General features: G+C 69.7%; 11 protein-coding genes. 8 read left to right on the top strand and 3 right to left on the bottom strand.

The window, feature by feature from the left end; all coding sequences use genetic code 11:
- The 3 genes from GV790_RS15890 to GV790_RS15880 all read right to left on the bottom strand — a co-directional run.
- The coding region (locus GV790_RS15890) for a hypothetical protein (RefSeq protein ID WP_163814129.1) at positions 1-897 on the bottom strand (897 nt) is incomplete at its 3' end.
- The gene (locus GV790_RS15885; RefSeq protein ID WP_163814128.1) at positions 894-1,268 is read right to left on the bottom strand and encodes a hypothetical protein; all 375 of its coding nucleotides are present in this window, start codon (positions 1,266-1,268) and stop codon (positions 894-896) included. The genes GV790_RS15885 and GV790_RS15890, both read right to left, overlap by 4 nt.
- Positions 1,269-1,335: 67 nt before the next feature.
- The gene (locus tag GV790_RS15880; protein WP_163814127.1) at positions 1,336-2,040 is read right to left on the bottom strand and encodes an ESX secretion-associated protein EspG; all 705 of its coding nucleotides are present in this window, start codon (positions 2,038-2,040) and stop codon (positions 1,336-1,338) included.
- Between the two features lie 252 nt (positions 2,041-2,292).
- Between GV790_RS15880 and GV790_RS15875 the strand changes: the two genes are divergently transcribed.
- Genes GV790_RS15875 through GV790_RS15840 form a run of 8 tightly spaced genes read left to right on the top strand, consistent with a single transcriptional unit; the run spans position 2,293 to position 13,366 of the window.
- Positions 2,293-5,028, top strand: a complete 2,736-nt coding sequence (locus GV790_RS15875) for a phosphoenolpyruvate synthase (RefSeq protein WP_163814126.1) — start codon at positions 2,293-2,295, stop codon at positions 5,026-5,028.
- Entirely contained in the window at positions 5,021-8,530 is a 3,510-nt protein-coding gene (locus GV790_RS15870) for an AMP-binding protein (protein WP_163814125.1), read from the top strand. Before GV790_RS15875 ends, GV790_RS15870 begins: the two co-directional genes overlap by 8 nt.
- Positions 8,527-8,787, top strand: a complete 261-nt coding sequence (locus GV790_RS15865) for an acyl carrier protein (protein WP_163814124.1) — start codon at positions 8,527-8,529, stop codon at positions 8,785-8,787. The genes GV790_RS15870 and GV790_RS15865 overlap by 4 nt, the downstream gene beginning before the upstream one ends.
- The gene (locus tag GV790_RS15860) at positions 8,784-9,869 is read left to right on the top strand and encodes an SDR family oxidoreductase (protein WP_163814123.1); all 1,086 of its coding nucleotides are present in this window, start codon (positions 8,784-8,786) and stop codon (positions 9,867-9,869) included. The genes GV790_RS15865 and GV790_RS15860 overlap by 4 nt, the downstream gene beginning before the upstream one ends.
- On the top strand, positions 9,866-10,786 hold the full coding sequence (locus GV790_RS15855; RefSeq protein WP_163814122.1) for a nucleoside-diphosphate kinase: 921 nt from the start codon (positions 9,866-9,868) through the stop codon (positions 10,784-10,786). Before GV790_RS15860 ends, GV790_RS15855 begins: the two co-directional genes overlap by 4 nt.
- Entirely contained in the window at positions 10,783-11,775 is a 993-nt protein-coding gene (locus GV790_RS15850; RefSeq protein ID WP_163814121.1) for a ScbA/BarX family gamma-butyrolactone biosynthesis protein, read from the top strand. Before GV790_RS15855 ends, GV790_RS15850 begins: the two co-directional genes overlap by 4 nt.
- A complete protein-coding gene (locus GV790_RS15845; RefSeq protein ID WP_175585907.1) occupies positions 11,775-12,392 on the top strand; it encodes a nitroreductase family protein in 618 nt (205 codons plus the stop codon). The genes GV790_RS15850 and GV790_RS15845 overlap by 1 nt, the downstream gene beginning before the upstream one ends.
- A complete protein-coding gene (locus tag GV790_RS15840; RefSeq protein ID WP_280210927.1) occupies positions 12,368-13,366 on the top strand; it encodes a hypothetical protein in 999 nt (332 codons plus the stop codon). Before GV790_RS15845 ends, GV790_RS15840 begins: the two co-directional genes overlap by 25 nt.
- The last annotated feature ends 2 nt before the right edge of the window (positions 13,367-13,368 follow it).

Below are 13,368 nucleotides of genomic sequence, written 5' to 3'. Positions count from 1 at the left end.
GGCCGGGGCCTCGGCGGATGGTGGTGCCGGAGCCGGGGGTTCGGTCGGAGCCGGGGCATCGGACGACGGTGGTGCCGGGGCGGGCGTGTTCGGGACCGGCGCAGGTTCGGGCGGGACGGGCGGCGGGGAAGCCTGCGGCCCGGGCCGCGTGTCGTCCTGCGGATTCTCGGCAGGGGGTGGTGTGTCCTCGCCACGAGACTGCGGTGGGGGAGTTCCGGCGTCCGGCGGGCCGGGTGTCGTGGAGTCCGGATCCTGCTGGGCCCGTGGGGGATTCGAGGGCGCCGCACCATTCGGTGGCGTATCCCGGTCGCCGGGCAACTGTTGCTGCGGGGCCGGCGCCAGTGGAGCCGGCTGTCCCGGAGCCGCCGGCGGGTCGGGCAACGCCGGAACACCGGTGCCTGCCAGCTGGTACGCCGGTTTGTAGATCATGTTCATCGCCAGCACGGCTTCCTGGCGCAAGGCCTCTTGCGCCATCTGCGCGTCGATGACGTTCGCGGCTTCGAGCAGCCGGGCGATGGCGCCGATGGGCCCCGATCCGCCGGGCGGCACGACCGCGAGTTTCACCGCTTCCGCCGCGGCGGCGACCGCACCGATCCGGGCGCCGACCTGCCCGAGGACCGCGCAGAGTTCGTCGACCGAGGCGGCGAAGCTGTGGGCGCCGGCACGCGCGGCGTCGGCGGCTGCGCCCTCCCATTCCATCGCGTCCATCACCCGGTCGACGCTGTCGCGGGTGAGCGGGAACGAGGTGGACAGGCCCGCTGCGGCTTCCAGCCAGGCGGCGGAGGTCTGCAGGATCGCCGCCGCGTCGATTTCCTGGGTCTTCGCGTAGATCTCTTCGTGCCGCATGGACTCGAAGTGCTCCATCGCGCTGATGTACTCGGGGTCGGTGCCGCTCATCGTGGCAGCCTCGCGGCGACGGCCCGCACGGCGGCGGCATTGGCGGCGTCGGCTTCCTCGTAGAGCCCGCCGCTGATCAGGAACGCCTCTTTCATCCGGTAGGCGGCTTCGATGTAGTGGTCGAGCAGAGCGGCGGCGTCGCGCGCCTTGTGCCCGAATCCGGCCTGCAACTGCTGTGCCGAGATGAACCCGCCGAAACCGTGCGGTTCGGCTACCGATTCCAGCCGCTGTTGCAGGTGTAGGAGGCGATCGACCTGGTGGTCGTAGAGTTCGGCGCAGCGCCGCGCCGCGGCCGGATCGAACTTGACAGTGCCCGCGTGTGCCGCTTGCCGAAACCGGGCGATTTCAGCTCGGCTGCTCTCGATCGTCATCGCTGTCCCCTCCTCGGTCCGATTCAGCGTAGCCGCAATCGAGGCCGCCGGTCAGTGGGTGAACGGATCAGGCAGGCACCCGCTTTTGCAGTTGCGCGGCCAACTGTTCGCTGCTCGCGGGCACGATGTGCACGGTGTCACCGGCTTTGATGAGATAGCGGCCGTCGCCCTCGACATCGATCCAGGTGTAGTGCACCGGCGCGGGCGGTGTCGGCCGGTCCAGGCGTGCCTCGATGCGGATATGGCCTTCGGCGGTGTGCGGTCGTAGCAGCAGGCGCCGGATCGGTAGCGCCGCACGTTCGGTGGCGACCACCACCTCGTCGTCGCGGATCGCGTCGATCGCGGCGGCGCGAGCCGGTTCGCGTCCTGCGGGTGTCCTGGGGAGCAGCGCGGCGATGCGGGTGCCGAGTTTGGCGCTGTGGCCGATGGAGACGCGGACCTGCCCACCGAAATCCGGCGTGCGTCCGGGTTCCTGGACGGCGAGCACTCCGCGATCGAAGACGGCCGCGGCCAGCAGCCGGATCTCACTGCCCGCGGTGTGCCCGCCGCCGACGGCGACGATCCTGGTGTGCGGGGCGGCGAGTATGCGCAGGCAGGCCGACAGATCGGGGTCGGCGCCCAGCGGCAGCCGGGTGGTCAGTTCGGCGCGCAGCGCGTCGGCCTCGCGTTCGGTGCGTGGAGTTTCCAGGATGCGCAAGGGGTATGGATGCCGGTCCTGGTCGGTTTCGCGCCAGATATGGGCGAACTCGTCCGGGGTGAACGTCCAACTCACGACCCGATCACATCCTCACCGCACCCACCGACGCTGCCCGACAGCTTAGTGGTCGCCGCCGGTGTGTCGGCCGCCGATGCCGTACCGAATGGTGTGGTGCTGCCGGGGACCCGAGGATTGTGAGCTAACACCATGGTCAATTCTCGGATATACAGACAATGCTCGGATTTACTCGGTCGCGGGCCCTTCGTGATCGCGGGGGGCCCGAGAATATGAGCTGCCCGGTATCGACCGGGAGCGATGGGAGGAAGCGTGCAGCTGCTCGGACCGTGGACCGACTCGGAGGCCATCTCGGCCTCGGCAGGCGGTAAGGCCCGCGGATTGCACATCCTGCACAACAGCGGATTCGCGGTACCGGAGTGGGCGGTGCTCGGCACCGACGTCTTCGACGCGTTCGCCGCAGGTGCGGGTCTGGACGAGCAGATCGCGGCGTTCGCCGCGGCCGACACGCCCGAGGCGGCCTCCGCTGCCGGCGTGGCGTTGCGGTCGGCGATCGAATCCGGCGATCTGCCCGCAGACGTCGCCGAGCTGATCGGGGAGGGTTATCGCCGGCTCGGCGGCGGGGCCGTCGCGGTACGTTCCTCGGTCGCCGCCGAGGACGGGCCTGCGCATTCCTATGCCGGTCAATTCGATTCGTTCCTCAATGTCGACGGCGAGGACGCGGTGCGGCGCCAGGTGCGGGCCTGCTGGGCCTCGGCCTTCTCGCAGCGATCGATCGACTACGCGTTCGCCCACGATCAGCCGAGGGTCGCGGCCGTCGCGGTGGTGTTGCAGCGGCTGGTGCCCGCCCGGGTCAGTGGGGTGATGTTCACCGCGAATCCGGCGAGTGGGTCGCCCGATGAGCTGGTGATCAGCGCCGTCTACGGACTGGGAGAGGGCCTGGTTTCGGGCGCGGTCGATGCCGATTCGGTGGTCGTGGACCGTGCGGGCACGGTGCTGGACACCGTCATCGGTGACAAGGACCGCGCCGTCCTGCCCAGTGAGCTCGGTGGCGCGACGACCAGCGAGGTCGACGCCGCGCGCCGCGAACGCCTTGCGCTGACGCCGACCGAGATCGCCGCCCTCGCGGAGCTGGGCCGCAAGCTCGAGGCCGAGCTGGGCGCCGCACAGGACATCGAATGGGCCATCGACGACGACGGCATCTGGTTCCTGCAGGCCCGCCCCATCACCACCGCACTCGCGTCCGTGGCGGACCGGGCGGTGGCCGAGGCCGCGCTGATCCGCGGCGCAGGCGAGGCGGTGCCCGACGGCGAGACCCGGATCTGGGACAACTCCAACATCATCGAGAGCTTCAGCGGCCTCACCTCGCCGCTGACCTACACCACCGCCGCCGATATCTACGGTCGCGTCTACCGCGGTTACGCCGAATCGCTGAAGGTGCCCGCCGAGCAGCTGCGCCAGACCGACGCGTGGACGCCGGTGCTGCTCGGCTATTTCCACGGCCGGGTCTACTACAACCTGCTGCACTGGTATCGCATGGTCGGTATCGCCCCTGGCTATCCGCTCAACCGTAAGGTGCTGGAGGCGGCGCTCGGGGTGGACGAACCGCTGCCCGATGAGATCGCGAAAACCTTGCGGCCCTACACCTTCGGCTCGACGGCCGAACGAATCCGCTCGCGCACGGTCACCACCGTCACCTACCTGCGCAGGCTGTTCGGCATCGACGCGCTGGTCGAGCAGTTCCTCACCGAGTTCTACCGGGTCTACGACGAATACGAGGCACTCGACTACACCACCCTCACCGGAGAGCAGGCCTACGCCGCGTACCGCAGGGTCGACGCCGACCTGGTGCGCCGCTGGGGGCCGCTGATGGTGCTCGACGCCATCCTGCTCACCTGCACCGGCGCGATGTTCCTGCTCACCAAGCTGTTCCAGCCCAAGGCGCCGGAATGGTTCCTGTACGCGGTCGTCGGGCCGGGCGCGGATGTGGAATCGGCGGAACCGGCCCGTGCGCTGACCGCGATGGCCGAGACGGTGCACGCCGACCCGGAACTGACCGCACTCGTCAATTCGACCGAACCGCAACAGGTCTACCGTCAGCTGCACGCGAGCGAAACCCATGCGGCATTCCGTGCCGAGGTCGACGCCTATATCGACCGCTATGGCTACCGCAGCCTGGACGAGCTGAAATTGGAGACCCCGGATCTGCGCGAGGATCCGGCGAGCCTGTTCGTGATGCTGCGCAGCGCGCTCGGCCGGGTGGGGCAGGCCGGGCAGCAGCCCGATCGGGCCGCCGAAGCCGACGCCTACCTCGACGCGCATCTGACCGGTGTGCGCCGCCGGATCTATGAACGGCTGCGCGCCAAGGTATCCCGGTGTGCGGCGCACCGTGAGCGGTTGCGGTTCTGCCGCACCAGGGCGTTCGGCATGGTGAAGCGGATGATCCGGGTGATGGGTCGCGATCTGGCCGCGCGCGGGGTCATCGACGAGTTCTCCGATGTCTTCTACCTCACCGTGCAGGAGTTGCGCGGTAGCTATGAGGGCGCCGATACCAGCAGCTACCGCGATCTGGTGACGGCGCGAAAGGTGCAGCGCGCCAAGGATGCCGAGCTGGTGGCGCCCGCGCGGTTCAGCACGGTCGGTGCCACGTTCGGCCGGCCGGAGCTGGCTTCCCAGGGCTGGGTTCCCGTCACCGATACCCCGCCCGCGACCCCGGGTACCGTCCTGGCAGGCACGCCGTCATCATCCGGTGTGGTCGAGGGCGGCGCGGTTATGGTAGACGAGCCCCGTGACGTCGCCGGAGGCATCCTGATCGCCTACCGCACCGACCCCGGATGGGTGGCGGCGCTGCCGTCCGCGTCGGCGTTGGTGATCGAGCGGGGCAGCCCCCTCACCCACGTCGCGATCGTGGCGCGCGAACTCGGCGTGCCGACGGTTGTGCAGGTCAAGGACATCACCAAGCGGATACGGACGGGAATGCGGATACGGGTGGACGGAACCACGGGGACTGTGACGGTGCTGTCCGGAGCGGAGCCCGGCGATGAGTGAGATCGATCAGGTGGCGACGGTGCGGCAGTGGCTCGTCGAGCCGGACGCCGCCACCGGCATCCATTTCGCGGACGAGGCCGACGGCTGGGATTACCGCAGTTACGCCGAACTGGCCGACCTCACCTGGTCGATCGCGCAGGTGATGCGCGAGCACGGTATGGGCAGCGGCGACGGCGCCTGTGTGGTCATGCCGACCGGGTTTCCTTGTACGGCAGCGTTCTACGCGGTGTGGGCATGTGGCGGGGTATTCACGCCCGTGGCGCCGCCGATGTTCGGCGATCTCGACCAGTACATCAGTCATGTGGCCGCGATCCTGGCGCAGGCGCAGCCGCGGGTGGTGGTGACCTCGGTCGAGTTCGAGCAGCTGGCCCGGCGCGCGATGGTGGAGGCGGGGCGTACCGATGAGCCGGTCGTCGTCGACCCGGCGACCTTGCCGCCGGCCCCGGCGGAGCGCGTTTTCGGCGCGCCGGATCCGTGCGCGCTGCTCCAGTTCACCTCCGGGTCCACCGGCACGCCGCGCGGGGTGCGGGTGAGCTGGCACAACCTGGCCAACAACATCGACATGATCTCGCGGCTGATCGACTGGCGCCCGGGTGAGGCGATGGTGTCGTGGCTGCCGCTGTATCACGATATGGGGCTGGTCGGCGCGTTCCTGACCACCGTCACCAATCAGGGTGAGCTGTATCTGATGCGGCCGGACCAGTTCGTGCGCGACCCGGTCCGCTGGCTGCGGGCGATGACAAGGGCTCAGCATTCGCCCTCGCCGTCGTTCGCGCTCGGCTATGTGGCGCACCGGGTGCGGCCCGAGGACATCGCCGAGCTGGACCTGTCCGGATGGCGAACCCTCGCCGTCGGCTCTGAGCCGGTCGAGGTGGCCGATCTGCAATCGTTCGCGGAACTTGCTGGCCGCCAGGGCTTTTCGATGAACGCCTACACCCTCGCCTACGGGCTGGCCGAGGCGACGCTGATGGTGACGTCCTCGGCGCGCGGCCGCCCGGTGACGGCACTGCGGCTGGACAACGCCGCCCTACGGTTCGGCGCCCCGGTCGCGGTGCTCGAGGAACAACCCCTCGATGACAACCACCGGGTGGACGGCGCTGGTTGGATCACCGGCCTCGGCTATTCCACCCCTGAATCGACGGTGCGGGTGGTCGACGAGGAGGGCAACGACCTGCCCGACGGCACCCTCGGCGAAATGGTGGTGGTCGGCGATTCGGTCGCCCTCGGCTACTCAGGGCCGCCGAGTCCGGGGTCGTCGACTCGCATCGAGGACGGCGTGCTCTACACCGGTGACGCCGGTTTCCTGCACCGCGGTGAGGTTTTCGTGCTCGGCCGGATGGGTTCGAGCCTGAAGGTGCGTGGTCGTTCGGTGTTCATGGAGGACATCGAATCGCGGGTCGCCCAGGAAACCGGCATCACCAAGGGCAAACTGGCCGCGGTGGCGATCACCGAGGCCGGTGCGCAGGGCATCGCCCTGTTCGCCGAGTCGGCGCCGGGGGAGTGGATCACCGAGGCACGCAAGATCATTCGCGGTGAGCTCGGCCCCGCGCAGACGGCCACCATCGTCACCGGGCCGCGTGGGCTGATCCGGCGCACCTCCAGCGGTAAGCCGCGCCGCAGGCATATGTGGCAGTTGTTCGCCGACGGTGCGCTGGACGGTGCGGTGGTGCACGAGGCCGACGGCACCGCGTCCTCCGCGGCCACCGGCGCGGCACCGGCCGATGCCGGCACGCCGACGCCGACCCTGTCCGCCGACCGCACCAGGGAACTGCTCGATGCCGCGCTCGCTCAGGTGGCGATCCCCGCGGATTCGGCGGTGCTGTTCGAGGGCTCGCTGGCCGAGGGCTTCGGCAATGAGGGCTCCGATGTGGACTTCCTGGTCGTCGCACCCGGCGCCGAGGAGCTGCCGACCCTGCCGACGGTGCTGTTCATCGATGGTCGCCGCGTCGAAGTGCGCACGCGTTCGGAAGCCCAGTTGCGCAGGCAACTGGACACGGTCGCTCAGGCCGCCGATCCCACGGTCCTGGACGAGGACCTGCTCAATCGCTGCCAGCGATTCCTGCGCGCCACCGTGGTGCGCTCGGGCACACCCGCGATCGACGATCTGCGCGCCGCCCTGCCGCACGGCGAGTTCGCGGCCGCGCTGGCCGACTGGTGGGCCGCGCGCGCACGTCAGGCGCTGCGGTACGCGGTGGCGCTGCGCACCCTCGGCGCGGACGCCGAAGCTCGCGAGTGGGCGCAGGACGGGCTGCGGCAGGCGATGAAGGCCTGGGCGGCCGGAGTGAACGAGACCTACCTCGAAACCAAATGGCTGCCCCAGCAGTTGACGCGCATCGGCGCGGACGAGCGGATCACTCGATTCCACGATCTGCTCACCGGCGGTCATGCGGCGATCGCCTGCGCCACCGGCGAGCAGATCGGCGCTGATGGCGCTGGAGAAGCGGATTCCGTTCGTCCGCAAGGCATCCTGGGTGCGGGCACCGAGCGGGCCCTCGAACAGCGCCTGTGGTGGGAGCAGCTGCTCGCGTTGGCCGCCGACCTCGGCGTGACCGGTGTCGCCGACGACGCGGACCAGATCCTGTTCGCCCGGGTTCCCGGCGTGACCACCTGGAAGATCGGCGAGCGTATCCACGTCATCCGCGAGGACCGCGACGTCTTCGTGCTGTCCGAACGCGGCGGCCGCGCCTGGCGTTCGGTGGTCTTCCGGCATTCGCTGGCCGCGGTGCTCGGTCGCGCGAGCACAGATCTGCGGGCCGAACTCGCCGAGTTCCTGCGGCTGGGCTTGGTCGGCCTGCACTGGCGCGGTGACCGGCCCATCGAACCCGCGCTGGCCATGTGCAAACCGCTGCGGCCCTATACCCCGGTCCCCTCGTGGGCGGCGCCGACGCTCGGCGTCACGGGGGCGGTGAGCACCGATCCGATCGCCACCCTCTCGCCGTTGCCCGCCCCCAGGTTCACCGAATGCGCGATGAACCTGGTGTGGTCGAACATCGTGCTGGAGAACGCCCGCGAGGATCTGGCCGGGGCGGTGAAGAACGCGCAGGGCGCGGTCGCCGATATCGCCGCGCACCGGATGATCGCGATGGCGGTGCGGGTGCTGCTGTCCGCCTTCGGGATTCATCCGCTGCCCGCCGACGTCGCGCCCGTCGAGACGGTGCGCCGATTGCTGCCGCCGCACGCCGGGCGCCGCGGTGAACTGCTCGACGCGCTGGAAACGGCGCAGGCGGTGCGCTTCTCGACGGCCATCGGCTCGGGCGCGGACATGATGGCAGGGTTCGCCGCGATCGACGATTTCGTAGTCCTGGTGCGCGCGGTCGCCGGTGGTGCCGACTTCCCGGCCTCCTTCGATTCGCGCGAACAGTGGCGGCGCACCCTCGCCATCGGCTACGACTGGCTGCGCATCGCCGGCTATCTCGACACCGACCTGCCGCTGGACGAGGCCCGCGATCTCCTGAGTACCGGCGGCCGGCAACCCCATCTACGCGAAAGCGAGACCTCATGAGCGCCATCGACACCGCCGTCGCCGACCGGGTCCGCGCCCTCATCCGCGCCATGGCACCGGACCAGGACGCGGCCATGGCCGACGATCAGCGGCTCATGGAGGACCTCGGGTTCGATTCGCTGCGGCTGATGGAACTGACCGTGGTGCTCGAGCGCGCCTTCGAGCTGCCGAGATACAAGCCGGAAGAGCTGGCCGGGGTGCGCCGGGTCGGTGAGGTCGTCACCCTGATCACCGGCAGTCTGAACGGCCGGTCATGAGCGATCGCGACACCGCCCTCGTCACCGGCGCGACCGGCCTGGTCGGCGCCGAAGTGGTGGCCAGGCTGGCTGCGGCCGGTCGCCCGGTCGCCGCGGTGCTGCACAGCAAGGGTGAGATCACCCGCAACGACGGCACTCTGCTGGAACCGGGAAGCGCGGTCACCGGTGACATCCGGGCTGCGGGTTTCGGGCTGAACGATCGCGACGCCGACGGTCTCGCCGAGCGGGTCGGGGTGATCGTGCACTGCGCGGCCACCACCGCCTTCGACGCTTCCGACGCCGAGTACGAGCAGCTCAATATCGCGGGCACCGCCAACGCCATCGACCTCGCGCAACGCTGGCAGGTGCCGCTGGTGCACGTGAGCACCGCGTACGTGTGCGGGATGCGCGGCGGCACCGTCCGAGAGGACGAACTCGACACCGGCCACGAATTCGGCAACGGCTACGAGGCCAGTAAGTTCCGGGCCGAACAGCTGGTCCACGCCGCGGGTGAGCGCGGTCTGCGCTGGGCGATCGTGCGGCCCGGCATCGTCACCGGTGCGAGCGGTACCGGCGTCATCCGCGAGTACAAGAACCTCTACACCGTGGTGAAACTGATGGTCGAGGGCAAACTGCGCTCGCTGCCGGGCCGCTACGACGCGACGCTGTCGTTGGCCCCGGTCGACCATGTGGCCGATGTGGTGGCCGCGGCGGTGCTCGACTTCGATTCGGCCTCGGGACGCACCATGCACGCGCTCGGCCGGGACACGCTGTCATTGCGCGAGGTCTCCGACGTGCTGGCCGAATATCCGTCCTTCGAGGTGGCGACGTTCGTCCCGGAGAGCAGCTTCGCCGAATCCGACCTCGCGCCTATCGAACGCGAGTACTACCGCCGCATCGGCTCGCTCTACACCAGCTACTTCCGGCGCAGGCTGGTCTTCGACACCGAGCACGCCGACGCGCTGCTCGGCAGGCCCTCGCCGGCCACCGGCAAGGACTATTTGCGCACACTGCTCGACTACTGCCTGGAATCCGGGTATCTCGGTGTGCCGCTGCCCTCGATCGAGGACGTCCTGGCGGGCGTCGGCGGGGTGCGCCGATGAGCCACGCGCTGCGCGAGCTGTTGGGCGCGTTGACCACGCAGCCGGAGAAGGTGCACGCCTATGCGGGTGACACCTACGTACAGGAGAGCGTCGATCAGCTCGACCGTGCCGGGGTGGACGCGGCGACATTCGCCAGAGCACATTCGCTGCTGCTGCTCAAACCCGATGCCATCGTGGGCCGTGCGGTCGAGCCGACGTTGGAGTGGCTGGCGGACAATGGTTTCCGGGTGGTGGACGCCGACCGCGTCACCGGTGACCGGCTGCTGGCGCGCGCCCTGTGGTACTACTCATGGAACATCGCCTCCACCGAGCGCCGCCGCCTGGCCGATCTGCTGGTCGGCATCTGCGATGTGCTGGTGCTCGTGGTGGCCGGAGCCGATGCCGAACTGCCCGTCCCGGTCCGGCTGACCGAGGCCAAGGGCCCCACCGACCCGCGCAAACGCCGCAGCGGCGAACTGCGTCATCTGCTCGGGCAGCACAGCTACCTGCTGAACCTGGTGCATTCGCCCGATGATCCGGCCGACGTGCTGCGCGAGCTGGCCATTCTGTTCGATGAGCCGCGCCGCGCCGAGCTGATCGCCCGCGCCGCCGCGGGCGCCGACCGATCCGCTGACGCCGGGCAGCTGGCCGCCGAGCTCTACGCGAGCACACCGGCCCGCGATTTCGACCGGGCCGCAGCCACCCACCGCCTGATCGCCGAAGCCGAAGACGCGGGAATCAGGCTGCCCGGTGGCATCGATCCCGAATCCGATCCCGATTGTGCACGGCTGCTGACCACGGCCTGGGATCAGGGCGTCGAGCTCGATCCGTGGTCGGTGATCGTGCTCGGGTCCTACGTACTGCCCATGCGGGTGGGGACGCAACCGCAGACGTTGCGCCCGGTGACCGCATCCGACTGGTTGGAGGCCCGGCCGTGAGCGTCGAGACAGTGAATGCCGACAACACCGCATCGCATACCCGCACCATCTCCCGCGAGTTGGCGCACCGCTGCGCGGTTTCCGAGGTGTTCGTCACCTCCCTCGACAGCCTCGGCGAGGACCAGTTCGTCGCCGGCGCGCAACTACCACGCATGCACTCCTACTACGGCGACCACGCGGGCACCCTGGCGCTGCGCCACGATCCGCTGGTGGTGATGGAGGCTGCCAGGCAGGCCGCGATCGCGTTGACCCACGAGTTCTACGCCGTCCCCACCGACCGGGCATTCCTGGTGCGCACCTTCAACGGTGCCGGCTCCGACACCGCGGCCTGGGACGTCGGATTCGCGCCGGCGGATCTGGTGCTGGCGGTGCGAGTGCCGCGCAAACACCACGACGGCACCGATATGCACGGCGTCGACATGGTGCTCGACATCTCCTGCGGCGGCGTTCCCATGATGACCGTCGACGGGTCGTTCTCCTGGACCACCGGGCGCCGCTGGGAGCGGATGCGCAGCGGCTTCCGCGACAGTCTCGGCCTCGGCCCGTTCGTCGGCGCCTCCGCGTTGACCGAGCGTGCCGAACCGGCGGCGGTGGGCCGGGAGAACTGGCGCAACGTGGTGGTCGGCCCCGTCCGGCGCGAAGCCAGCACCGCGATCGCGACGCTGGTGCCCGATATCGGGCATCCATTCCTGTTCGACCATCCGCTCGACCACGTCCCCGGCAGCCTGCTGATCGAGGCGTGCAGGCAGACCGCGCTGGCCATGGTGCTCGAGCAGGCACCGAGGCTGCTCGGCGTCTCGAGCACCTTCGACCGGTTCGTCGAGCTGGACAGCCCCGCCGAATGCCGCGCCGAGATCATCGGGCGCACCGGTGACCGCACGGTGGTGCGCTGCGAGATCCATCAGGCCGGCGCCGTCGCGGCCCGGGTAGATGCCGAGTTCATCGACGACACCGTCGTCGCCGAACCGGGCGACGAGGCGGGCCGGTGATGGGCGGCGCCGAACTGCTCACCACCACCAGGGCGTTCCGGCGCAGGCTGGACCTGACCCGTCCGGTCGAACGCCGCGAGCTACTCGAATGCCTCGATATCGCGGTGCAGGCGCCGAGCGGCACCAACCGGCAGCCGTGGCGATTCCTCGTCGTCGAGGACCCCGATACCAAACAGCAGATCGCCGAGTACTACCGCAAGGGCTTCGCGGCCTATCTCTCCGCGCGCACGCCGCGGCCGGATCAGCTGGGCGACCTGGCCTCCGGGCAATACCTGGCCGCGCATCTGCACGAGGTGCCCGCGCTGGTGGTGGTGTGCTCGCTGGGCCGCCCACCGGCGGAGGCGTCCTCGCGGCTGCTGGCCAGCTTCTACGGATCCATCTATCCGGCGGTGTGGAATCTTCAACTGGCCCTGCACGATCGAGGCCTGGGTTCCTGCCTCACCACCGCGCATCTCGCTTATGAACGCGAGATCGCCGACCTGCTCGGCATCCCGTTCGCGGAGGTGACGCAGGTGGCGCTGCTGCCGGTCGGCCATCTGCTACCCGGCGAGGCGCGCCGGGCCACCCGAGCCCCCGCGGCCGAGGTGACCATGTGGGACCGCTGGGGTGCGCGGTGAGCGAGGGCGGCAGCGTGCGCACCGGCGAACAGGTCTCCGGCCGGGCCGACCGGGCACCGGGCGGCGCGGGCCCCGTCGCCTCGTTCGTACGCATCGCCCGCTTCACCGCGGTGATGTACAAGCCGCACTATCTGCTCTACGGCATCCTGTGGGTGCTGGCGCTCGAAGGCACCGCCGCGCTGGTCACCGATCCGGAGGCGAGCTGGCGGCCGAGCTGGGCGACGGCACTGCGCATTGTCGTGGTGGCCGTCGTCCTGCTGTATCTGCGGATGGTCGACGAGCAGAAGGATCTCGACTACGACCGGGTGCACAACCCGGACCGGCCGTTGGTGACGGGCGCGGTCACCGCGTGGGATCTGCGGGCCGCGATGGCCGTCATCGCGGTCGGCGCGATCGCCGCGAGTCTGCTGCTGTCGATCGGTTCGGCCGTGGCCATCACCGCGGTGCTCGGCTACGGGCTCGGGCTGTGGGGACTGGAGCGGATCTCCGAACCGATTCGCCGCAATATCCTGCTGAATCTGGTGGTCACCTATCCGGTGCAGTTGCTGGTCACCGCTTATGTCGTGGTGTCGGCCATCGACACCGGCGACGTCGCATCCGGCTGGCAGGCGGCTGCCGCCGCGGTGATCTTCGCCGGGGCGTTCCTGCAATTCGAATTCGCGCGCAAGACCTCGCGGATCCCGCGGCCGGGGGAGATGTACTACTCGAACGCGCTCGGCACGGCGGGGTCGGTGTTCGCGGCGCTGGGCTGCGCGGTGGTGGCCGTCGCGGCCGATCTGGCATTGGTGCGGCCCTGGGAGCACCAGGGTGCCCGCGCGGTGCTCGGTTGGATTCCGCTGGTATTGCTGGTGATTCCGCTCCTCGGCGGGCTGCGGTTCATGCGCTCCGCGGACGAGGAATATCCGGTGATTCCGGCGGTGCTGTTCATCCTCACGCTGTACCTGGCGCTCATCGTGCAGGCGGTGGCGGGGTAGGA

Source organism: Nocardia cyriacigeorgica (genome assembly GCF_010858045.1).
GTDB classification, from domain to species: domain Bacteria; phylum Actinomycetota; class Actinomycetes; order Mycobacteriales; family Mycobacteriaceae; genus Nocardia; species Nocardia cyriacigeorgica_E.
Note: the sequence above shows the minus strand (reverse complement) of the source record. Positions and strands in the feature narration are given on the sequence as shown.